21 protein-coding genes and 1 pseudogene are annotated in these 22,322 nt (G+C 68.8%); 9 read left to right on the forward strand and 13 right to left on the reverse strand.

The window, feature by feature from the left end; genetic code table 11:
• Positions 1-10: 10 nt before the first annotated feature.
• Genes ACFOJE_RS05530 through glnT form a run of 3 tightly spaced genes read right to left on the reverse strand, consistent with a single transcriptional unit; the run spans position 11 to position 3,003 of the window.
• Positions 11-694, reverse strand: coding sequence for a GltB/FmdC/FwdC-like GXGXG domain-containing protein (locus tag ACFOJE_RS05530; RefSeq protein WP_377813292.1), 684 nt, complete (start codon positions 692-694; stop codon positions 11-13).
• An 11-nt stretch (positions 695-705) separates the two neighbouring features.
• On the reverse strand, positions 706-1,611 hold the full coding sequence (locus ACFOJE_RS05535; RefSeq protein WP_377813293.1) for a class II glutamine amidotransferase: 906 nt from the start codon (positions 1,609-1,611) through the stop codon (positions 706-708).
• Between the two features lie 57 nt (positions 1,612-1,668).
• The gene (glnT, locus tag ACFOJE_RS05540) at positions 1,669-3,003 is read right to left on the reverse strand and encodes a type III glutamate--ammonia ligase (protein ID WP_377813294.1); all 1,335 of its coding nucleotides are present in this window, start codon (positions 3,001-3,003) and stop codon (positions 1,669-1,671) included.
• Positions 3,004-3,236: 233 nt separating this feature from the next.
• Between glnT and ACFOJE_RS05545 the strand changes: the two genes are divergently transcribed.
• Complete coding sequence (locus ACFOJE_RS05545; protein WP_377813295.1) at positions 3,237-3,836, forward strand: helix-turn-helix domain-containing protein; 600 nt, start codon at positions 3,237-3,239, stop codon at positions 3,834-3,836.
• 87 nt (positions 3,837-3,923) lie between these two features.
• Here ACFOJE_RS05545 and ACFOJE_RS05550 read toward each other — a convergent pair whose 3' ends face one another.
• The 9 genes and pseudogenes from ACFOJE_RS05550 to ACFOJE_RS05590 form a co-directional block, all read right to left on the reverse strand.
• The gene (locus tag ACFOJE_RS05550) at positions 3,924-4,643 is read right to left on the reverse strand and encodes a type 1 glutamine amidotransferase (protein ID WP_377813296.1); all 720 of its coding nucleotides are present in this window, start codon (positions 4,641-4,643) and stop codon (positions 3,924-3,926) included.
• 468 nt (positions 4,644-5,111) lie between these two features.
• Positions 5,112-6,509: a cation:proton antiporter gene (locus ACFOJE_RS05555; protein WP_377813297.1), complete on the reverse strand. Its 1,398-nt coding sequence runs from the start codon at positions 6,507-6,509 to the stop codon at positions 5,112-5,114.
• Between the two features lie 105 nt (positions 6,510-6,614).
• Positions 6,615-7,679, reverse strand: coding sequence for an alpha/beta fold hydrolase (locus ACFOJE_RS05560; RefSeq protein ID WP_377813298.1), 1,065 nt, complete (start codon positions 7,677-7,679; stop codon positions 6,615-6,617).
• A 114-nt stretch (positions 7,680-7,793) separates the two neighbouring features.
• Complete coding sequence (locus tag ACFOJE_RS05565) at positions 7,794-8,657, reverse strand: YsnF/AvaK domain-containing protein (RefSeq protein WP_377813299.1); 864 nt, start codon at positions 8,655-8,657, stop codon at positions 7,794-7,796.
• A 59-nt stretch (positions 8,658-8,716) separates the two neighbouring features.
• The gene (locus ACFOJE_RS05570; RefSeq protein ID WP_377813300.1) at positions 8,717-9,151 is read right to left on the reverse strand and encodes a YsnF/AvaK domain-containing protein; all 435 of its coding nucleotides are present in this window, start codon (positions 9,149-9,151) and stop codon (positions 8,717-8,719) included.
• A 108-nt stretch (positions 9,152-9,259) separates the two neighbouring features.
• The gene (locus ACFOJE_RS05575; protein WP_377813301.1) at positions 9,260-9,775 is read right to left on the reverse strand and encodes an HPP family protein; all 516 of its coding nucleotides are present in this window, start codon (positions 9,773-9,775) and stop codon (positions 9,260-9,262) included.
• Positions 9,772-10,390, reverse strand: a pseudogene (locus ACFOJE_RS05580) (glutathione S-transferase family protein). Before ACFOJE_RS05580 ends, ACFOJE_RS05575 begins: the two are co-directional and overlap by 4 nt.
• Positions 10,390-10,944, reverse strand: coding sequence for a pyridoxamine 5'-phosphate oxidase family protein (locus ACFOJE_RS05585; protein WP_377813302.1), 555 nt, complete (start codon positions 10,942-10,944; stop codon positions 10,390-10,392). Before ACFOJE_RS05585 ends, ACFOJE_RS05580 begins: the two are co-directional and overlap by 1 nt.
• 14 nt (positions 10,945-10,958) lie before the next feature.
• Positions 10,959-11,141 carry a hypothetical protein gene (locus ACFOJE_RS05590; protein WP_377813303.1) on the reverse strand — a complete coding sequence of 61 codons (183 nt, stop codon included), beginning with the start codon at positions 11,139-11,141 and terminating at the stop codon, positions 10,959-10,961.
• A 119-nt stretch (positions 11,142-11,260) separates the two neighbouring features.
• Here ACFOJE_RS05590 and ACFOJE_RS05595 point away from each other — a divergent pair, with 119 nt between their 5' ends.
• Together ACFOJE_RS05595 and ACFOJE_RS05600 are read left to right on the forward strand one after the other, a co-directional pair.
• A complete protein-coding gene (locus ACFOJE_RS05595) occupies positions 11,261-12,193 on the forward strand; it encodes a LysR family transcriptional regulator (RefSeq protein ID WP_377813304.1) in 933 nt (310 codons plus the stop codon).
• Between the two features lie 415 nt (positions 12,194-12,608).
• Entirely contained in the window at positions 12,609-13,484 is an 876-nt protein-coding gene (locus tag ACFOJE_RS05600; RefSeq protein WP_377813305.1) for an NAD(P)-dependent oxidoreductase, read from the forward strand.
• A gap of 13 nt (positions 13,485-13,497) precedes the next feature.
• Here ACFOJE_RS05600 and ACFOJE_RS05605 read toward each other — a convergent pair whose 3' ends face one another.
• The gene (locus tag ACFOJE_RS05605; RefSeq protein ID WP_377813306.1) at positions 13,498-14,319 is read right to left on the reverse strand and encodes an IclR family transcriptional regulator; all 822 of its coding nucleotides are present in this window, start codon (positions 14,317-14,319) and stop codon (positions 13,498-13,500) included.
• A 130-nt stretch (positions 14,320-14,449) separates the two neighbouring features.
• On the opposite strand from ACFOJE_RS05605, the gene ACFOJE_RS05610 reads away from it, so the two are divergent.
• The 6 genes from ACFOJE_RS05610 to ACFOJE_RS05635 all read left to right on the forward strand — a co-directional run bounded on the left by ACFOJE_RS05610 (position 14,450) and on the right by ACFOJE_RS05635 (position 22,320).
• Entirely contained in the window at positions 14,450-15,748 is a 1,299-nt protein-coding gene (locus ACFOJE_RS05610; protein ID WP_377813307.1) for an NAD(P)/FAD-dependent oxidoreductase, read from the forward strand.
• 303 nt (positions 15,749-16,051) lie between these two features.
• Entirely contained in the window at positions 16,052-16,918 is an 867-nt protein-coding gene (purU, locus tag ACFOJE_RS05615; RefSeq protein ID WP_377813309.1) for a formyltetrahydrofolate deformylase, read from the forward strand.
• A complete protein-coding gene (folD, locus tag ACFOJE_RS05620; protein ID WP_377813310.1) occupies positions 16,915-17,820 on the forward strand; it encodes a bifunctional methylenetetrahydrofolate dehydrogenase/methenyltetrahydrofolate cyclohydrolase FolD in 906 nt (301 codons plus the stop codon). Before purU ends, folD begins: the two co-directional genes overlap by 4 nt.
• 36 nt (positions 17,821-17,856) lie before the next feature.
• Positions 17,857-19,098 carry an FAD-dependent oxidoreductase gene (locus tag ACFOJE_RS05625; RefSeq protein WP_377813311.1) on the forward strand — a complete coding sequence of 414 codons (1,242 nt, stop codon included), beginning with the start codon at positions 17,857-17,859 and terminating at the stop codon, positions 19,096-19,098.
• A 10-nt stretch (positions 19,099-19,108) separates the two neighbouring features.
• Entirely contained in the window at positions 19,109-19,417 is a 309-nt protein-coding gene (locus tag ACFOJE_RS05630; protein ID WP_377813312.1) for a sarcosine oxidase subunit delta, read from the forward strand.
• On the forward strand, positions 19,414-22,320 hold the full coding sequence (locus tag ACFOJE_RS05635; RefSeq protein WP_377813313.1) for a 2Fe-2S iron-sulfur cluster-binding protein: 2,907 nt from the start codon (positions 19,414-19,416) through the stop codon (positions 22,318-22,320). The genes ACFOJE_RS05630 and ACFOJE_RS05635 overlap by 4 nt, the downstream gene beginning before the upstream one ends.
• Positions 22,321-22,322: the final 2 nt, after the last annotated feature.

Genomic DNA, 22,322 nt, shown 5'->3' on the forward strand with positions numbered 1-22,322 from the left:
TCGGTGATGATCAGTAGGCGGACGCGTTGTCGACCTTGAAGTTGTAGAGCTGGCGGGCCGAGCCGTAGCGCTTGAAGCTGGCCGGGTCCTCGGCGAAGCCGGCGCGGTTGAGCAGCTCCTTCAGCTCCTCCAGGTGCTCGGCGCGCATCTCCTTCTCGATGCAGTCGGAGCCCAGGGACTTGACCGTGCCCTTGACGTAGATGCGGGTCTCGTACAGCGAGTCGCCCAGCGCGTCGCCGGCGTCGCCGCAGACCACCAGACGGCCGGCCTGGCCCATGAAGCAGCTCATGTGGCCGATGCTGCCGCCGACCACGATGTCGACGCCCTTCATGGAGATGCCGCAGCGCGCGCCGGCATCGCCCTCGATCACCAGCAGACCGCCGTGGGCGGTGGCGCCGGCGGCCTGGGAGGCGCTGCCCTTCACCCGCACCACGCCGGACATCATGTTCTCGGCCACGCCGACGCCGACGTTACCGTGCACGGTGATGGTGGCCTTCTGGTTCATGCCGGCGCAGTAGTAGCCGGCGTGGCCCTGGATATCGATGGTCAGGGCTTCGTTCACGCCCACGGCGAGGTTGTGCTTGCCGGCGGGGTTGTTCACCACCCACTCGCGCTCTTCGAGGGTTTTCGCCTGGTCGTGCAGGGCCTGGTTCAGTTCGCGCACTTCGGCAGTGGAAAGATCGATGGTTTTCATGTGTGCGCTCCTCAGGCGGACTTGCGTTCCCAGATGTACATGGTGGCCGGTTCGGGTTCCCAGACCTTGGCCTTGTCGATGCCCGGCAGGCTGGCCAGCGCCTGGTATTCGGAGGCCATGGCCACGTAGTCGTCGGTCTCGGCGAGGATCGCCGGCTTGCAGGCGATCGGGTCGCGGATCACGGCGAAGCCGTCGCGGGTGCCGATGGCGAAGGTGTAGAAGCCGTCCAGGTCTTCCAGCGCGTGGTCCAGCGCTTCCTTGAGGCTGTCGCCTTCGCGCAGGCGCCAGGTCAGGTAGCCGGCGGCCACTTCGGTGTCGTTCAGGGTTTCGAAGGTGATGCCCTTGCGCTTGAGCTCCTGGCGCAGGCGGCTGTGGTTGGACAGCGAGCCGTTGTGCACCAGGCAGAGGTCGGCGCCGGTGGAGAACGGGTGGCTGCCTTCCATGGTCACCGCGCTCTCGGTGGCCATGCGGGTATGGCCGATGATGTGGCTGCCCTTCATCTTGGACAGGGAGAAGCGCTCGGCGATTTCCACCGGCAGGCCCATGCCCTTGAGGATCTCGATGCTCTGACCGGCGCTCATGATGCGCACCTCGGGCGCCAGCTCGACGAGGGCGGCGCGTACCGCGGCCTCGTCGGCGTTGACCTTGAGCACAGCGGCGCTGGCGTTCTGGAACCACTCCAGGGAGCAGCCCAGGCGGCCTTCCAGCTCGCCCATCAGGGTCTTCCAGTCATAGTCGACGTCGACGCTCTGCAGGGTCAACTTGACCCAGCCATCCTTCACCTCGTCGCCGTAGATGGCGAAGCCCGCGCTGTCCGGACCGCGATCGGTCATGGCCAGCAGCATCGGCTCGAACAGCTTGCCGATCTGGGATTCCAGCGCCGGGTTTTTAAGGTAAAGACCTACGATTCCACACATGTTTACTCTCCTTCGGAGGCAGTCGACTGCCGCCACCGGGCGGCAGCCCGAAGCGGGTTAGAAGAACTCGGTGTAGCGCTGGACTTCCCAGTCGGAGACGTGGCGGCTGTATTCCACCCACTCCATGCGCTTGTACTTGATGAACTCGTCGACGATCTCGGCGCCCAGCACCTCGCGGAACAGCGGATCGGCTTCCAGGGCGTCGCAGGCTTCCTTGAGGCTCTGCGGCAGGGTCTTGATGCCGCGTGCGGCGATCTCTTCGAGACTCAGGTTGTAGAGGTTCTCGTTGCACACCTTGCCCGGCTCGAGCTGACGGTCGATGCCGTCGAGGCCGGCGGCGATGATCGCGGCGGTCACCAGGTAGGGGTTGCAGCCGGCGTCCGGCAGGCGGAACTCAATGCGCCCGTAGGGGATGCGCACCATCGCCGAGCGGTTGTTGGCGCCGTAGGTGATGAACGCCGGTGCCCAGGTCGCGCCGGACAGCGAGCGGCCCACCACCAGACGCTTGTAGGAGTTCACCGTCGGCGCGGCGAAAGCGCACAGCGCAGGCCCATGGGCCAGCAGGCCGGCCATGAAGTGGTAGGCCATCTTCGACAGGCCCATGCCGCTCGGGTCGCTGGCGTCGTGGAACAGGTTCTTGCTGGTGGCGCTTGAGATCGACAGGTGGAAGTGCATGCCGTTGCCGGCGCGCTTCGGATCGGGCTTGGGCATGAACGAGCAGATCATGCCCAGGTCGTTGGCGATCTCCCCCGCGGCCATGCGGAAGAAGGTGAAGCGATCCGCCGAGGTCATGGCGTCGCTGTAGGTGTAGTTGATCTCGAACTGGCCGTTGGCGTCCTCGTGGTCGATCTGGTAGATCTCGAAACCGACCGGCTGCAGAGCCTCGGTCAGCTTCTCGAGGAATTCGCGGGAACGCGACAGGCCCTTGTAGTCGTAGCAGGGCTTGTCCAGGTTGTCGCTGGCGTCCACCAGCTGCAGCTTGCCCGCCCCGTCGCGGCGGAACAGGCTGAACTCGGGCTCCAGGCCGGTGTTCAGGGTCCAGCCGCGGTCGGTCAGGCGCTGCACCTGCTGCTGCAGCACGTAGCGGGTGTCGTAGGGCCACGGCTTGCCCTCGACGTGGCCGATGCACAGCACCCGGCCGTAACCCGGCTGCCAGGGTACCGGGGTCAGGGTGGCCAGGTCGCCCACGGCCATGAAGTCCGGGCCATGGGGCTGCATGCCCATGCCGCAGATGGCGAAGCCGGCAAAGCCGGCGCCGCTTTCCGCGACGGCCTCAAGACCGCAGACCGGTACCGACTTGGTCTTGGCGGCGCCATGGATATCGACAAACTGCGCCAGCACGTACTTAATGCCGTGCTCTTCGATGATTCGCTGGGTTTCGCTTGGCAACATGGGGTTGGCTCCTTGTCCCTCCGGCCCTTTATTCCGGAAAGGAAATTAAGTTTCGCAAAAGGAAATGCAAGGGCCTTGCCAACTTGCCATGAGGCCCCGAAAGCCCCGCGAGAACTCGCTGCTCTTCTCTATCAGCAGGAAAAATGTTTTCATGCAGTGAAACTCGCACGGCCAAATTAGCACATTCTTAGTGCGAATTTTTTATTCTTGAACTGAAAAAGTGCAGGAGCCGCATGGACAAATCGACCGACCCCACGCCCCGCCTCAAGCTGGAGCAGTACCTGGGCATGCAGCTCAAGCGCCAGCGCCAGGCCCAGGAACTGAAAATCGCCGACGTCGCACGCATCGCCGGCATCAGCCAGGGCATGCTCAGCAAGATCGAGAACGCCCAGGTCTCCACCAGCCTCGACACCCTGAGCCGCCTCTGCGACGTGCTCGGCATGCCCATGTCCAAGCTGTTCAGCCAGTACGACCAGCAGGGCAGCAGCGCCCTGCTGGTGAAGGCCGGCGAAGGCATGGAGGTGGTCCGTCGCGGCACCGAGAAGGGCCACACCTACCACCTGCTCAACCACGTGCGCGGCCCGAAGAAGAACTTCGAGGCCTACCTGGTGGAGATGGGCGACGCCAGCGAGGAATTCCCGACCTTCTCCCACCCCGGCACCGAATTCCTCCATCTGCTGGAAGGCGAGCTGGCCTACCGCCACGGCAACCAGGTCTACCACATGCAGCCCGGCGACAGCCTGACCTTCGACGGCGAGGTGCCGCACGGGCCCGAGCAGCTGATGAAGGTGCCGATCAAGCTGCTGTCGGTGGTGAACTACGGGAAGGAGTGACCGTATAGATAGAAGGAGGGCCGAGCGGGCGGCATGCCCGATCGGCCCCTCCTCCGGCGCCGCCGCGCGAAGCGGCCGCGGCGCTCCTCAGCCGGCCGGCGCCTCGACCGGCGCAGGCTCCAGCAGATAGGCGAGCAGGGCCTCGATCAGCCGGTGGCCTTCGCGGTAGGCCTCCTCCGGGATGGCGGCCAGTTGCGCCGGGCTCTGCACGTAGGGCCCGGGCACCAGTTCACCCGCGCATTCCTCCAGCAGCTCGGCGACGATCGCCCGGGTGATCTCCGGGTGGAACTGCAGGCCGATCACCCGCCGCCCGAGCTGGAACGCCTGGTTGCGGCAGGCCGCGCTGGCCGCCAGATGGCGGGCGCCGGCCGGCAGCTCGAAGGTTTCCCCGTGCCAGTGCAGGGCGCTGAAATGCGCGGGGAAGCGGAAGCAGTCGTCAGACTCGGGCTGGGCAATGGCCTCGAGCGGGAACCAGCCGATCTCGGCCTGGCCGTTGCCGTACACCCGGGCGCCCAGGGCGCTGGCGATCAGCTGCGCGCCCAGGCAGATGCCCAGCACCGGCACGCCGGTGGCGATCGCCGCGCGGATGAACCCCTTCTCCTCGACCAGCCAGGGCAGTTCGGCCTCGTCGTTGACGCTCATCGGCCCGCCCATGGCGATCACCAAGTCGCAGGCCGCGGGATCGGGCAGCCGCGCGTCGGGCAGATAGAAGCGGGTGACCTCGATCTCGGCGCCGCGCGCCGTCAGCCATGCCTGCATGTGGCCGATGCCTTCGAAGGGGACGTGCTGCAGTACGTGCACTTTCATTGGGGGTTCCTGTGGCGAAGAAGTTCGATGCATGCCGGCCGGCGCCCGGAGCGCCTGGCGGCGATCCCGCCATGCACACTTCCTGCCGACCGATAGCGGAGCGAACCCCGGGCTGGGGAGCCCTTTCTGGCAGGCGAAAAAAAACGGCGCCATCGAGGCGCCGTTTTTTCTCAGAAACCCTTCCGTTTCCGTTGGTCATCGTCCTGATACATCGCGATCCTGCGATTTCCTGGCTGGCCATCCTTGCCGGCCTGTGCCGATCCGTCGGCACGGGGTGAATATTAAGAGGCGTCGTTCGGACGGGTAAGTGGCCGATGGCGCCAGTTGGCGTAAGCGATGACTTACACGCACGGCTTACAGCGCTTCGTCCGGAAAAAAGCGCCGCTCCGGGCCGGCTGCCAATCCGGATGTGGGGATGCGCGCAGATTTTTCCGAACGCTCGGGAGGATCGGGCGGCCGCCGACCGACTCACCCCGCTTTCGAGCGGGGCTTGGTTTTTTCGGGGACGTCCGGCGCCTCCCGCCGGCTCGCCGGATTGCTGCGCTCGTAGCGGTCCAGCAGCGGCTGGGTGGTGACGCCGTGGATCAGGATGCTCAGGGCGATCACGGACAGCGTGATATCGACGCAGTCGCCCGTCGCCTCCGGCGCCAGGCCGTGATTCAGCGCATAGGCCAGGTAGTAGAGGCTGCCGATGCCGCGGATGCCGAACCAGCCGATCAGCCGGTCCTGGGCCGCGCTGACCCAGTGCCGTCCCAGCAGCAGGCGGACGCTCAGGGGGCGGACGAGGACGAACAGGACCAGACCCAGGCCGAGCGCCCGCGCGTCCCAGTGCGACGAGAGCAGAACGCCCAGCAGAGTCACCAGCAGCACTTCCAGCGAGCGCTCGACCAGGTTGCCGAAGGCCAGCATGTCCCCCATCAGCACGCCCGCCGCGAAGGTCGGGTTGGACAGCTTGCTCCGGTCCGCTTTGCCGGTCGCGGCCACCGGAGCGCTCATGTGGCCGATCACCGGCAGGGCCTTCTCCTCGGCCGGAATCTTCGCGTGCTGGGAGGAGGAGAACTCCGCGCGGCGCAGCCCGACCCCGGCGGCGAAGACCGCGAGGAATCCCCAGGCGCCGACCAGGTCGGCCAGCACGTAGGCCATGCCGATCAGGGCCAGGGCGAGGAAATCGTTGGGCGAGAGGGTACTGTCGCTGTGCTTGGCCCGCAGATAGATGGACAGGCGGCCGATCAGCCGGCCCAGGTAATAGCCGATCAGCAGCCCGGCGGGGACCGCCCACAGCAGCCGGTGCAGCGCCCAGGCGCCGAGCCACTCGGCCTGCGCCCCACCGTACTGCATGAACGACAGGGCGAAGATCACGAAGGGGAAGGCCGTGCCGTCGTTGAGCCCGGCTTCGCCCGACAGAGCGTAGCGCACCCGGTCGAAGTCGCGGGCGTGGACCACCTGGACCAGTCCGGCCAGCACCGGATCGGTGGGCGCCAGCACGGCGCCGATCAGCAGCGCGACGCCCCAGTCCAGGCCGAACAGCCAGCGGCCGGCCAGGGCGGTGCCGGCGATGCACAGCAGCATCACCGGCCCGGCCAGCAGATAGGCGTTGCGCCAGGCCGGGTCCGCGAGCGGCAGGCGCAGCTTGAGGCCGGTGACGAACAGCGAGACCAGCACGGCGACTTCCGTCAGATGCTCCATCCACGGCGCGACCTCCTCGAAGCCCTGGTGCCACAGACCGAGCCCCAGCGGCCCGATCGCCAGGCCGAAGGCGAGACAGACCACCGAGGTGGATACCGGCAGCCAGCGCAGGTAGGCCGAGCCCAGGGCGAGGATGAGCAGGAGCGAGCTGAGTACCGCGGTCCAGTCGAGAAAACTCATGGGTGTGCGGCTTCTTGACGGCAGGCATCACCGGTTCGAGGGGAACGACCGCCTGCCGGTTCGGCCCGTGGCGAGCCGGCAGGCGGTTGCGGACGGCGCGGCCGGCTAGGCCCTGTCCCGCCCCGGCGGCGCCGGCCTGGCGAGCGGCTCCCGCTCACCCATCGGCCGGGGCGCCATGCCGGGCCGCGCCTCGGCTTCCAGCGTCGCCCGCGTGCCGACCGGCGCCTCGGCCTCTATCCGCTCGACGGCTTCGGCGACCCGCTCCGGAGCGGCGTAATGCACCATGTGCCCGGCCCCCGGCACCAGCTGCAGATGGCTGGCCGGGAGCTGCTCGTGGAACCAGACGGCGTGCCGCTTGTGGCTGACCACCTTGTCCTCGGTGCCAGCCATGACGAAGATCGGCAGGCGCAGCTCGCGATAGCGGTCGTGCATCCTCATGACGGTCGGCACCATGATCGCGCCGTCCTGGGACTCGGCGCGGATCTGCGACGGCCTGACCAGGAAGAAGTAGGGGTAACCGCGCTTGAGGCGCGGCGAAACGGCCAGCGGGGAGAACATGGCCTTGAGCGTCAGCGGCAGCAGGGCCCAGCCCATGAGCGGCGACAGGGTATAGCGCAGCAGACCGCCGATCAGGGGAATCGCCGGCGGGGTGGCCAGCAGTACGTCGAGGCGCGGGGTCGGCGTGTAATAGCCCGCCAGCAGCACCAGGCCGGCCACGTCCTCCTGATGGTTCAACGCCATCTTCAGGGCCACCAGCGTTCCCCAGGAATGGCCGACGACCACCGGACGCACCACCCCAATCTGCACCAGCGCCTGGTGCAGCAGCTCGGCCTGGCGGGCGGCGGTCCACAGCACGCCGTGCGGGCGGTCGCTGTAGCCGTAGCCGGGGCGGTCGAAGGCGATGACCCGGTGCCGCTCGGCGATCCGCTCCAGCACGCCGCTCTGGAGATAGTCCTCGGCGGTGACCAGGTTGCCGTGCAGGAGCACCACCGGCGGCCCCTGGCCCACGTCCAGATAATGCAGGCGCACGCCGCCGACCATGACGAACAGCCCTCTGGCGGGGTGTTCGCGCTCGGTCCGGCGCGTCAGGTAGATGTTGCACAGGACCATGAGCGCCAGAACCAGCAGGATCAGGGCCAGAGTCGCGGCGAGATGACTCGGATCGTTCATCGGCGTCTCTCCCGTGAGTCGGTTGCAGCACAGTCGCGGACTGCGCCGGGGAATCGGGTCCGCCGAGACGGACCGGCAGAGCGCGGGAAGGCCTCCGCCGGGACTATCCTACCCCTAACGCCGATCGCGGGTCTGGAGGTCCGGATCGGGCAGGTTGTCGGCATCGAGATCGCCAGCCCCGGACGGGGTGGCGCCGGCGCTGCGCTCGATGTCCACGTCGGTACGGCGCACCGTGTCGCGCACCGTCTCCTGGCGCTGAGTGGTCTCCTTGCCCACCACCACCTCCTCGACCACCCGCGCGGTCTTGGCGACCACGGGTTCCTCGGCGGTCTCGCGGATCTCCACCGTACCCTCGCGGAAACCGGCCAGCTCCTCCGGCGAGGCCGGACGGTCGGCCGGACGGCGCTCGATGCGGGCATGCTCCTCGGTCAGGTTCACGGTCTCCTCGACCGGGCGCTCGGTCATCCGGGAAACGATGCGTACGCGGCCCATCATGCGCTCGCGCTTGCCGACCTTCAGCTCCTCCTCCACCACCGGAATGGCCGCGGTCTCGGCCGTCGCAACGGGTGCGACGGTCGTCGCGGTGTCCGGGCCGCTCCAAGCGGCGCTGCGCTCGTCGATGTCGATGGCGCCGTTGCGCTCCATGATCGCCTCGACCAGCGACTCCTGCGCCTCGTCGTCCACGTCGACGGTCACCACCGTGGAGCCGCGGCGGACCGCTTCCGGATAGGTCTCGGCATAGTGCCGGCTGGTCTCGTCCTCGTCGCTGAAGATGGAGTGGAAGAAGTGGCTGATCCGCTCGCCGACGGATTCGTCCCGGGTCGAGTCGGCCCTGACCGCGGTGGCCTCGCCGGCCTCGATGTCGTTGGCGGCGGCCAGTTGGATGTTCGTTTGCGCCACGCCGTTGCTGATCAGCTCGCGCCTGACCTGCTCGGCTTCGTTGTAGTGATCGAAAGCAGCAACCAGAATGTGTCCCATGATTCACCTCTACGGCTGTTCGGCAGCCTCGGCTGCGATACAAGAGCGATGGCAGGCAGCTATCCCTTGCCGGCGGGGGGCGGCTCTCCCGGACCGCTGCGCTCGACGTTCACCTCCTCCCGCTGCAGGCTGACCGGCACGCTCTTGCGCACCTCGCGCGCGACTCGCCGCACGTGCAGCTCCTCCTTCAGCATCAGGCGCTTCTCCACGACCAGGACCTCCTCGAGCACCGGGACGATGGTGACGTCCCCCTCCTCGCGGACCTGCGGCGGGTCGGCCGGATCGACCGGCGTCCCGCAGGGGACCCGCTCGATCACCGCCTCCTCGTAGCGCAGGGAGTCCGACACCTCGTGGTGCTCCGTCCGCACGGACTTGCTGATGCGCACGCGACCGGTCTCGACCTGCCGCTTGTGCAGGACGGCCTCCTCCGCCACGACGGGAATCGTCTGGCTCGACTGCTGCGTGGATTCGTCGTCAGGCATCCTCTTTCCCACCCTTCGCCGGACCGGCGTTTCATGCCTTCCACAGGACTAGAACTCGCAGGGATTCCTTTAGTTCAGGAATCCACGACCCGCTATCGACGACAGGTCGTCCGCCCCGGCCTACCAGTACTTCGGATAGGCCGCCTGCGGTCGCAGGTTGTTGAACGCCAGGGCCACCAGCGCCACCACCAGCGAGCCCGGCAGCACGGGCGCGAGCAGGAAGTCCCAGCCCGGCTGCAGGGCGAACACCAGAAGCGGATCGGCGCCGGCCGGCGGATGCCCGGTGCGGGTCGCCAGCATGGCGCTGATCGCCAGGCCGACCGCCAGAGCCTGGGCCCACCAGGCCCCGCCGCAGACCTGCAGTACCGCCAGACCGACGGCGGAGGCGACCAGATGGCCGCCGACGATGTGCCGCGGCTGGGCCAGCGGGCTGTCCGGCACGGCGAAGGCGAGGAAGCAGGAGGCGCCGAGCGGCGCCATCAGGGCAGGCACCCCGGCGCGCAGGCTCAGCCAGGCGACCGCGGCGATCGCCAGGCAGCCGCCGGTCCCGGCCAGCAGCAGGTCCCGCCGCGGCGGTCGTGCGGGCGCCCGGCCGCCGCCCTTCATCCGTGCGAGGTAACGCCGCAAAACGCTCATCGGACCACCTCCGCCAGGGCATCGAACAGCCCGGGCATCGCCACATGTCCCGGCAGGCGCTGGATGCGCGCGAGCCAGGCGCGGATCGCCGGCCAGGGCGCCAGATCCACCCGCCCTTCCGGCGCCGGCGATGTAGGGATAGAGGGCCAGATCGGCGATGCCCAGCCGCCCCGCCCCGAACCAGCCGTGTCGCCCGAGATGGGCTTCCAGCACCGCCAGCAGCGCCGCGCAGGAGGCCTCGGCGGCCGGCACGTCGAGCGGGCGGCCGAAACGGTGATGCAGACGCAGCGCGTTCGGCCCATGGGCCACTTCGTTGGCCGCGACGGATAGCCAGGCGACCGTGCCGGCCAGGGCGGCCGGGTCGTCCGGCCACCAGTCCGGGCCGCCGTAGCGCCGGGCCAGGTAGACGAGGATCGCCTGGCTGTCGCGCAGCACGGTCCCGCCGTCCGCAAGCACCGGCACCTGGCCGAACGGGTTGAGCGCCAAGAAGGCCGGCGTCTTCTGCTCGCGCTCGGCGCCGTTGAGCACATGGCTGCGGTAGTCGAGGCCGAGCAGCGAGAGCAGCAGGCGCACCTTGTGGCAGTTGCCGGACAGGGGAAATTCGTAGAGCTCGATCATCGTTCGCCTCCTTGATTCGGACGAGGTGCGCTGTAGCGCGGGGTGATGTGCTGCGGGCAGTTCCACTCGATGGCGGCGATCTCGATCAGCACGCCCCGCTCCACCTGCGCCCGGTAGTCGGGCAGCGCCAGGCGCGCCATCAGTTGCGGCGCGTCCGCTTCGTGGATCAACCGCGCCCGGCCCCAGAGCTTGAGCCGCTGACGGGCGGCGTAGTCCATCAGGATCAGGCTGATCCGCCCGTCCGCCAGCAGGTTGCCCACGCTCAGGTACTGGCGGTTGCCGCGGAAGTCCGGATAGCCGAGGGTGCGTTCGTCCAGCACCTTGAGAAAGCCCGGCGGGCCGCCGCGGTGCTGCACGTAGGGCCAGCCGTTCTCGCCGACCGTGGCCTGGTAGAAGCTGTCGCGGGCGGCGATGAAGCGGGCTTCGCGCTCGCCGAGACGGTCGCGGCGATCGTCCGCCCGTTCGAAGGCCAGGTTCGCCTCGCGGCTGGCGTAGCGGGTCTGGGCCGCCTTCACCGAGGGGGTGAAGGCGATTTCGGCAAAGGCTCGCATGTTCGTGCTCCCCTTCAGGCCGGTCCGGCGGCGCGCGGCGCGAACCGGGGAAAGTCGATCCCGGCCCGGCGGGCCTTGCCGAGGATGTCGGGCAGCCTGCCGAGGCTGGTCTGCCCGAGGCTGGTCTGCACGGCTTCGAGCAGGGCATGCTGCGCGGCGTCGGCGCACTCCACGGCGAGAGGGGCGATTCGGCTCATGGTCGATCTCCTGGGAGCGGAACCGGGATGGCTCCGTTGCCCGGCATACTGATCCCCCCTTGCCTTCAATAAGAATCTGCGCAGAATCCAATTGATAATTCAAAAAGGAGCAACAATCGATGGACCGTTTCGAGGCCATGCGCCTGTTCGCCGCCGTGGCCGAAGCCCAGAGCTTCTCCGCCGCAGCGCGCCGGCAGGGACTTTCCGCACCGGCGGTGACCCGCACCATCGCCGCGCTGGAGGAGCTGCTCGGCGTGCGCCTGCTGGTGCGCACCACGCGCCGGGTGCGCCTGACCGAGGCCGGCGAGCGTTACCTGCTGGATTGCCGGCGCATCCTCGCCGACCTGCAGGAGGCCGAGGAGGCCGCCGCCGGCAGCCACGCCACGCCGCGCGGGCTGCTCAGCATCACCGCGCCGGTGATGTTCGGCCACCTGCACGTCTCCCCCATCCTGCTGCGCTTCATGGAGCGCTATCCGGAGGTGCGCATCCGCGCGCTGTTCATCGACCGGGTGGCGAGCCTGATCGACGAGGGGCTGGACGTCGGCATCCGCATCGGCGAACTGCCGGACTCCTCGCTGATGGCCCTGCGCGTCGGCCAGGTGCGGCGGCTGGTCTGCGCCGCGCCGGCGTATCTCGAACGCCACGGCACGCCACGCCACCCGGCGGAGCTGAGCGGGCACCGGCTGGTGACCGCCAGCGGCGGGCCGCAGTCGTCCGAGTGGCGTTTCCAGGAGCGCGGCGAGCCGCTGGCGGTGGCGCTGCGCCCGCAGTTCGTGGTCAACACCAACGAAGCGGCGATCCGCGCCGCCAGCGCCGGCTGGGGGCTGACCCGGCGGCTCTCGTACCAGGTCGCCGGCCTGCTCGGCTCCGGGCAGCTGCGGACGGTGCTGGACGACTTCGAGCCGCCGCCGCTGCCGATCCACATCGTTCACCAGGAGGGCCGGCGCACCTCGGCCAAGGTGCGCTCCTTCGTCGACTTCATCGCCGCGGCGCTGCGCGGCAATCCCGAACTGAACCCGGGCGCGGCGGAAACCGCGGCGGCCGGGCAATAAAAAACGGCGGGATAAGAACACTTATCTCGCCGTTTTCGGGTCCCTCGGGCATCTTCCCTGACCGATCGCCGTCCTGCGATCCACGCTCCCTGACCGCCCTCCCTGACGCCCGGACCGCTCCGTGGCCGCGGGCCCTGTCCCTGGGTACATCCTCCTGATCCATCGCCGCCTTGCGATGGCCTCCTCGCTGCCGTCTTCCTGACAGCCCCATGCCACTCCATCGCCATAGGATTGGCACTTTAGTACGACTTCGTCGGCGAAAGTTCCTGACTTATGCGAACTGTATCTAAAAATCGCGCATTAGCCGGACGAACGGCACACCGCCTGCCCCCCCGAGCCGGGCGCTTGACTGCCAGCAGGCGACGGGACTTAACCTCCCGGCTCGGCAGCCAGAGAAAACGCGAGGAGAACTCCCATGCAGATCGGCTTCATCGGACTGGGCCACATGGGCAAGGCCCTGGCCGACAACCTTCTCAAGGCCGGGCACCGGCTGACGGTCTGGAACCGCTCGCCGGAGGCTGCCGAGGAACTGCGCGCGCAGGGCGCCGCGGTGGCCCGCGAGCCGGCCGAGGCCTTCGCCGGCGAGGTGGCGATCTCCATGCTCGCCGACGACGCCGCGACCCGCGCAGTGATCCTCGACAGCGGCGCCCTGGCCGCGGCGCGGCCGGGCCTGGTGCACCTGGGCATGGCCACGCTGTCCACCGACTTCGTCGGCGAGCTGCTGGAACGGCACCGGCACCACGGCATCGCCTACGTCGCCGCGCCGGTGTTCGGCCGGCCCGACGTGGCCGCCGCCGGCCAGCTGAACATCCTCGCCGCGGGCCCGGCCGAGGCCGTCGCCCGGGTGCAGCCGCTGCTCGACGTGCTGGGCGGCAGGACCTGGCCGCTGGGCGAAGACCCGCTGCACGCCGCGGCGGTGAAGATCGCCGGCAACTTCATGATCGCCAGCGCCATCGAGGCCATGGGCGAGAGCGCCGCCCTGGCCCAAGGCTTCGGCGTGGAGCCCGGCCGGCTGCTGGAGATTCTCACCGGCACCCTGTTCGCCTGCCCGGTGTACCGCAACTACGGCGGGATGATCGCCGAGCGACGCTACGAGCCGGCCGCCTTCCGCCTGCGGCTGGGCCTGAAGGACGTGGGCCTGGCGCTGTCCGCCGGGCAGAGCCGGCAGGTGCCGCTGCCCTTCGCCAGCGTGCTGCGCGACAACCTGCTGGAGGCCATGGCCCACGGCGAGGGCGAGCGCGACTGGACCGCGCTGGCCGACGTGGCGCGCCGCCGCGCGGGGCAGGACTGAACGCCGCGTCGGTCTAGCCCGCCGCCGACATCGTCCGCGGCGGGCCCTGCACCTTGCGCAGCATCGCATCCACCTCCTCGGCCATCGCAGTGGCCAGCGCCTGCCGCCGCTCGGCGGTCATCCGCGGGCGCGACAGGGCGCAGCTGAGGGCGCCGAGCACCTGGCCGCCGGCGCCGACGATGGGCACGGCCAGGCCGGTGTAGCCCGGCAGGCGGCGATCCGGCAGGCCGCAGGCAAAGCCGAGGCGACGCACGCTGTCCAGGGTGGCGGCGACCACCTCGGCATCCAGCCCGTAGTCCAGACGCAGCACCGCCGCGTTGTGCCGCAGGATGTCGCGGCGCTCGGCGCGGCTCATGTGCGCCAGCAGCACCTGGGAACCCTGGCCGACGCCCATGGGGATGCGCCCGCCCACCGCCTGGCTGTAGCTGCGCACCGGCTGTTGGCCGCCCTGCATTTCCAGGCAGAGCACCGCGTGGCCGTCCGGCACCAGCAGGAAGAAGCTGTCGCCGAAACGCGCGGCCAGCCGCAGCAGCGCCGGCCGCGCCAGATCGCGCAGGCCGCCGGGATTGCCGGCGCGGGCGCCGAGGGCGAACAGCTCGAAGCCTAGCAGGTGCCGGCCGCGCTGCCGGGCGGGACGGACGAACCCCTGCTGGCGCAGGGCCTGGAGCAGGCGGTAGGTGGTGGTCCGGGTGCCGCCGCAGGTGTTGCACAGGTCGGCGAGGGTCGCGCCCTCCTCGCCGGCGGCGGCGATGGCGCGCAGCAGGGCGAAGGCCCGTTCGAGGCTCTGGGTGCCCGGTATCTGGGCAGGATTGGCAGGGGTGAGAACAGCGGTCATGTCGGTGTGGGTCCGGCGGGCGATTCCCGCATGGTGGGAAAGACGTGCTGCGGCAAACGATGCAAGTTGCGCGCCGCCGGGCCGCGGGCAGGATCGGCGTCATTCCCGATCCCGCGAGCGAGGTGCTCCCATGTATCCGCAGATCCAGACCGTCGACGGCGACCCGCAGCTTCCCTCCCGCACCGATGTGGCGATCATCGGCGGCGGCATCATCGGCGTAGCCACGGCCTATTTCCTCGCCGCCCGCGGCATCGCCGTGACTCTGCTGGAAAAGGGCGAGATCGGCGCCGAGCAGTCGTCGCGCAACTGGGGCTGGTGCCGCAGCATGGGCCGCGACCTGGCGGAGATCCCCCTGGCGCTGGCCAGCCTGGGCCTGTGGGACGCCTGGCGCGAACGCCTGGGCGAGGACACCGGCTTCCGCCGCACCGGCATCTACTATGCCTGCGAGAACCCGCGCCAGCTGGCCGACCAGGCGACCTGGCTGCGCGGCGCCAGCGCCTTCGGCGCCGAAGCCCGTCTGCTGGAGGGCACCGAGCTGCGCCGGACGCTGCCGGAAGGCGCGCGGAGCGGCTGGTCCGGCGCCCTCTTCGCGCCCCACGACGGCCGCGCCGAGCCGCACCTCGCCAGTGCGGCGATCGCCCGTGCGGCACACCGGCTGGGCGCCCGCCTGCTGACCCGCTGCGCGGTGCGCGGCCTGACCACCGAGGCCGGCCGGGTCGCCGCGGTGGTCACCGAGCGCGGCGAGCTGCGCTGCTCCACCGTGGTGCTGGCCGGCGGCGCCTGGTCCTCGCTGTTCTGCAAGAACCTCGGCATCCGCCTGCCGCAGCTCAAGGTGGTGGCCTCGGTGCTGCGCACCCAGCCCATGCCGGGCGGCCCGGAACAGGCGCTGGGCGCCAGCCGCTACGCCTTCCGCAAGCGCCAGGACGGCGGTTACACCATCGCCCAGCGCAACGGCAACATCGCGCCGGTCACCCCGGACAGCTTCCGCTACCTGGGCGACTTCCTGCCGGCCCTCAGCAAGCAGTACCGCGAAGTGCGGGTGCGCCTGAACCGCACCTTCCTCGACGAGTGGCGCCTGCCGAGCCGCTGGTCGCTGGACCGGACCAGCCCGTTCGAGCGCTGCCGCGTGCTCGACCCCGCGCCCTCCCCGGCGATCCTCGAGGAGGCGCGCACGGCGCTGTGCGAGGTCTATCCGTTCTTCCGCGAGATGCGCATCGCCCAGACCTGGGCCGGGGTGATGGACGTGACGCCGGATGCGATCCCGGTGATCGGCGAGGTGCCGCAGCTGCCCGGCCTGTTCCTCTCCACCGGCTACTCCGGCCACGGTTTCGGCATCGCCCCCGGCGCCGGGCACCTGATGGCCGACCTGATCCAGGGCGTCGCGCCCCTGGTCGACCCGCGCCCGTTCCGCTTCGCCCGCCTGGGCTGAGCCCTCTTCCCCTCGGCCGTCGCCCCTGTGCGGCGATGGCCGCCCCCCGCCCGCTCTCTCCTTATCAGGCACGCCGCCCGCCCTGCGGAGCCGGCTCGCCTCCACGGCGAAGGTGTCGGCACGCTTTCCTCACAGGATAAAAATATTCCCTATGGGGTATGGACGCGAACTCTCTGTTCGCTTATAAAAACACCCACACGAAAATTATATTCGCAGCAGTTAAAAATATTCACGGACGAAAACTGTTTTTACCACCGAATCCTTTGCTCAACGCCTGCCGCCTCCATCCTCAGAGGAACCGACATGCAACACGATAAAAACCAGTACATCATCAAGATCAGCTGCCCGGCCACGTCCGGCATCGTCGCCTCGGTCACGTCCTTCCTGGCCGACCACCACTGCTACATCAGCGAGATGGCACAGTTCGACGACGAGGTCAGCGGCACCTTCTTCATGCGCGCCGTGTTCCGCTTCAACGAAGGCTTCGCCGGCGACATCGCGGCGATCGAGCAGGGCTTCGTCGACATCGCCGGCAAATTCGACATGACCTGGGAACTGCACGACTCGGCCCGTCCGATGCGCGTGCTGCTGATGGTCAGCAAGTACGACCACTGCTTCACCGACCTGCTGTACCGCCGCCAGAAGGGCGAGCTGGACATGGAAATCACCGCCGTGGTCTCCAACCACCTCGACCTGCGTCCGATGGCCGAGCGCGAGGGCATCCGCTTCATCTACCTGCCGGTGACCAAGGACACCAAGGCCCAGCAGGAAGCCGAGCTGATGAAGATCGTCGACGAGACCAAGACCGAGCTGGTGGTGCTGGCGCGCTACATGCAGATCCTCTCGGACGATCTGTGCAAGCAACTCTCGGGCCGTGCCATCAACATCCACCACTCGTTCCTGCCGGGCTTCAAGGGCGCCAAGCCCTACCACCAGGCCTACGAGCGCGGCGTGAAGCTGATCGGCGCCACCGCCCACTACGTCACCGCCGACCTGGACGAAGGCCCCATCATCGAGCAGGAAGTGCAGCGCGTGGACCATACCTACGCACCCGAGGATCTGGTCACCGTCGGCCGTGACACCGAGACCGTGGCGCTCTCCAAGGCGGTCAAGTACCACACCCAGCACCGCGTCTTCCTCAACCACGACAAGACGGTGATCTTCCGATGAGCAGCGCAGTAGCCAACAAGGCCGTCGAGAGCAAGCTGATCGACGGCAAGGCGGTCTCCGCCCAGGTGCTCGCCGAAGTGACCGCCGACGTCGCCGCGCTCAAGGCCGAAGGCATCGAGCCGGCGCTGGCCGTGGTGCTGGTCGGCGAAGACCCGGCCAGCCAGGTCTACGTGCGCAACAAGGTGCTGCGCGCCGGCGAAGTGGGCATCCGTTCGCTGGAGCATCGCCTGCCGGCGACCAGCACCCAGGACGAGGTCCTGGCGCTGATCGACGAGCTGAACCGCGACGCCAGCGTCAACGGCATCCTGGTGCAGCTGCCGCTGCCCTGGCACATCAACGAGACCGCCGTGCTGCAGGCCATCGACCCGATCAAGGACGTCGACGGCTTCCACAGCGAGAACGTCGGCGGCCTCAGCCAGGGCCGCGACGTGCTGACCCCCTGCACCCCGGCCGGCTGCATGCGTCTGCTCAAGCAGACCCTGGGTGACCTCTCCGGCAAGCATGCGGTGGTGGTCGGCCGCTCGAACATCGTCGGCAAGCCGATGGCCGCCCTGCTGCTGGCCGCCGACTGCACCGTGACCGTGCTGCACTCGCGCAGCAAGAACCCGCAGGCGCTGTCCCGCCAGGCCGACATCGTGGTCGCCGCGGTGGGCCGCCCGCGGATGATCGACGCCGAGTGGATCAAGCCCGGCGCGGTGGTGATCGACGTGGGCATCAACCGCATCGAGGAAGACGGCAAGAGCCGGCTGGTCGGCGACGTCGACTTCGCCAGCGTGCTGCCGCTGGCTTCGGCCATCACCCCGGTGCCGGGCGGCGTCGGTCCCATGACCATCGCCCTGCTGATGCAGAACACCGTGACGGCTGCGCGCCAGCAGCACGGCAAGCCGACGCAGGCGCAGTAGTTTTTCAACGGCCGGCAAGGCCAGTGAGGAGGCAAAATGCCTTTCAGTCTTCTTAAATACGGCCTGTCCTCGGAGTACCCGGCAGAGGTCGATCTGCCGGCGCCGAAGGACCTCAAGCCGTCCTATGACGTGGTGATCATCGGCGGTGGCGGCCACGGACTGGCCACCGCCTACTACCTGTCCAAGTACCACGGCGTCACCAACGTGGCGGTGCTGGAGAAGTCGTACCTCGGCGGCGGCAACACCGCGCGCAACACCGCGGTGATCCGCTCGAACTACCTCACTTCCGAAGGCGTGAAGTTCTACGCCGAGTCGGTGCGGATGTTCAAGGAGCTGTCCAACGAGTTCGACTTCAACATCATGTACTCCGAACGCGGCCAGCTGACCCTGGCGCATACCGATGCCACGGTGCGCGCCTTCCGCCAGCGCGCCGAAGTGAACAAGCACTTCGGCGGCCGCACCGAAATGATCGACCGCCAGCAGATCCGCGAGCTGGTCCCGACCCTCAACATGGACCCCGGCCACCTGCCGGTGCTCGCCGGCCTCTGGCACATCGACGGCGCCACCGCGCGCCACGACGCCGTGGCCTGGGGCTACGCCAAGCAGGCGGCCAAGCGCGGGGTGGAGATCCACCAGCTCACCGAAGTGCAGGACTTCGTGGTGGAGAACGGCCGCATCAAGGCGGTGAAGACCAACCGCGGCACCGTGCAGTGCGGCTGCGCGGTGCAGGCCATCGCCGGCGCCAGTTCGCTCTTGATGAACAAGCTCGGCATCCGCGCGCCGATCCACACCTACCCGCTGCAGGCGATGGTGACCCAGCCGTTCAAGCCGTTCCTCGACCCGCTGGTCAGCTCCTCGGCCCTGCACTGCTACGTGCAGCAGACCGGCCGCGGCGAGGTGGTGATCGGCGGCGGCTCCGACCCCTATCCGCTGTACAACACCCGCTCCACCCTGGAACTGAAGGAAGGCCTGCTGGCCCACGCCATCGAGATGTTCCCCTTCCTGGCCAACGCCAGGCTGATGCGCCAGTGGGCGGGGATGACCGACATGACCCCGGACTACAGCCCGATCATGGGCCGCTCGCCCATCGACAACTACTACCTGGATGCCGGCTGGGGCACCTGGGGCTTCAAGTCCACGCCGATCTGCGGCAAGACCATGGCCGAACTGGTGGCCAGCGGCGGCAAGACCCCGGCGCTGATCGCGCCCTTCGCCCTGGAACGCTTCTCGACCTTCCAGCAGGTCAACGAGATGGGCGCCACCGCGGCCAGTCACTGAGGAACGTCCGATGAAAATCATGCCCTGCCCCCTGAACGGACCCCGCAACATCAACGAATTCACCTACGGCGGCGAACTCAAGCAGATGCCCGATCCGGCCACCTGCAGCGACGCCGAATGGGCCGACTACGTGTTCAACTGCGAGAACCGCGCCGGCGTGGTCACCGAGTGGTGGATGCACAACGCCAGCAGCTACTGGTTCCTCGCCGAGCGCCACACCGTGACCGACGAGATCATCCGCACCTTCGATCCGAAGGAGATCTTCACCAGCCGCGTCGACTTCGCGGCGAAGGCTTCGTCCAAGGAGGTCGTCGCATGACCGCTTTCAGCCGCCTGCCCGCTCCCATGGGCCTGCTCATCGACCGCAACCGGCCGATCACCTTCGATTTCGACGGCACCGCCTACCAGGGCTACGCCGGCGACAGCATCGCCAGCGCTCTGGTCGCCAACGGCCGCTGGCTGCTCTCGCGCTCGTTCAAGTACCACCGCCCGCGCGGCCCGCTGACCATGGCCGGGCAGGACGCCAACACCCTGGTGCAGCTGCCCAGCGAGCCCAACGTGCTGGCCGACCTGCAGCCGCTGAGCGCCGGTCTGTCGGTCACCGGCCAGAACTATTCCGGCTCCCTGGACGGCGACCGCGACGCCTTCCTCGGCAAGTTCTCCAAGTTCATGCCGGTCGGCTTCTACTACCGCTCCTTCTACAAGCCCAAGGGCATCTGGAAGGTCTGGGAGCCGATCATCCGCAAGAAGGCCGGTCTCGGCGTGCTGGACCTGAAGTTCCAGCCCGAGTACCACGACAAGGCCTTCCTGTTCACCGACGTCGCCGTGATCGGCGCCGGCCCCGCCGGCCTGACCGCCGCCCTCACCGCCGCCAAGGCCGGGGCCAAGGTCCTGCTGATCGAGCAGCAGTCCTACCTCGGCGGCGCCCTGGCCTGGGCGCGCTTCGACATCGAGGGCAAGCGCGCCGACGCCCTGCGCCGCGAGCTGGTGGACGCGGTGGAAAGCCATCCGAACATCCGCATCCTCAAGGACGCCACCTGCAACGCCTGGTTCGCCGACAACTACCTGCCGGTGATCCACGCCAACCGTCTCTACAAGGTGCGCGCCAAGCAGTGCATCAACGCCGCCGGCGCCTTCGACCAGCCGGTGGTGTTCCGCAACAACGACCTGCCGGGCGTCATGCTGACCAGCGCCGCCCAGCGCCTGATGAAGCTCTACGCGGTCAAGCCGGGCAGCCGGGCGGTGGTCCTGACCGGCAACGACGACGGCTACCTGGCCGCCCTCGACCTGGCTGACGCGGGCGTGACCGTAGCCGCGGTGGTGGACATGCGCAACGCGCCGGCCGACCAGCGTCTGGCCACGGCCCTGCAGCAGCGCGGCATCCCGATGCAGACCGGCAGCACCGTGTACGAGGCGCTGCACGGCAAGGGCATGCGCCACATCACCGGGGTCGACGTGCGCCACATCACCGGCAAGGGCCAGGTGACCGGCAGCGGCCAGCGCATCGACTGCGACCTGCTGTGCATGTCCGCCGGTTACATGCCGGTGTACCAGCTGCTCTGCCAGGCCGGCGGCAAGCTGGCCTACGACGACGCCCAGGCCGCCTTCAGCCTGAGCGGTCTGCCGAAGAACCTCACCGTCGCCGGTTCGGTCAACGGCCGCAACGCCCTGGACAACGTCCTGCTGGAAGCCGCCCAGGTCGCCGGCGCCGCCTGCGCCACTCTCGGCCTGCAGGCCGCCCCGGCGCCGGCCCACTACACCTTCGAGCCGCGGGTCAACTTCGACTGGCCGATCTTCCCGCACCCGGACGGCAAGGACTTCGTCGACTTCGACGAGGACCTGCAGGTGCGCGACATCGTCAACGCCACCCGCCACGGCTACCGCGACGTGCAGCTGGTCAAGCGCTTCTCCACCGTCGGCATGGGGCCGTCCCAGGGCCGTCATTCGGCGCTGCCGACCGCACGCCTGGTGGCCCAGGCCACCAAGCGCAGCGTCAGCGAGACCGGCGTGACCACCGCGCGTCCGCCGTTCGTCGCGGAGAAACTGGCCCACGTGGCCGGCCGCGGCTTCGATCCGTACCGGCAGACCGCCATGCACCAGCGCCACCTGGAGCTGGGCGCGAAGATGATGCCCGCCGGCGTCTGGCAGCGTCCGGCCTACTACGGCCGGCCGGAGAACCGCGACGCCTGCATGCAGGCCGAGGCCCGCCACGTGCGCCAGAAGGTCGGCATCATCGACGTCTCCACCCTGGGCGGTCTGGACGTGCGCGGCCCGGACGCCGCCGAGTTCCTCAACCGCCTGTACACCTTCACCTTCACCAAGCAGCCGGTGGGCCGCTCGCGCTACGCGCTGATGACCAACGAGCACGGTGTGGTGATCGACGACGGCGTCTGCGCGCGCTTCGCCGACAACCACTTCTACGTCACCGCCACCACCAGCGGCGTGGACCGCATCTACCAGCAGATGCTCAAGTGGAACGCCCAGTGGCGCCTGAACGTGGACGTCACCAACGTCACCGCCGCGCTGGCCGCGGTCAACGTGGCCGGTCCGGATTCGCGCAAGGTGCTGGAGAAGGTCTGCAAGGACATCGACCTCTCCGCCGAAGGCTTCCCCTACCTGGGCGTGCGCCTGGGCACGGTGGCCGGCATCCCGGCGCGCCTGCTGCGGGTCGGCTTCGTCGGCGAACTGGGCTACGAGATCCACGTCCCGGCGCGCTACGGCGAGGCGCTGTGGGACGCGCTGATGGAAGCGGGCAAGGAGTTCGACCTGCGTCCGTTCGGCGTCGAGACCCAGCGCCTGCTGCGTCTGGAGAAGGGCCACGTGATCATCAGCCAGGACACCGACGGCATGTCCCACCCGTCCGAGATCGACATGGGCTGGGCCGTCACCCGCAGCAAGCCGTTCTTCGTCGGCAAGCGCTCGGTGGAGATCCTCGAGGCCCAGCCGCTCAAGCGCAAGCTGGTCGGCTTCACCCTGCCGGCCACCTCGATGAAGCCGCTGGAAGGCCACCTGGTGCTGAACGGGCCGGACATCAGCGGCAACGTGACCTCCTGCGAGTACAGCGAGACCCTCGGCCAGATCATCGGCCTGGCCTACTGCGCCGCCGAGCAGAGCGTCCCGGGCGACCAGATCCCGATCCGCGTCGAAGGCGGCATGGTGGTCTACGCCAAGGTGGTCAAGCTGCCCTTCTACGATCCCGAAACCAAACGCCAGGAGCTGTGATC

The sequence above is a fragment of the Azotobacter bryophylli genome (assembly GCF_042643485.1).
Lineage (GTDB): Bacteria > Pseudomonadota > Gammaproteobacteria > Pseudomonadales > Pseudomonadaceae > Azotobacter > Azotobacter bryophylli.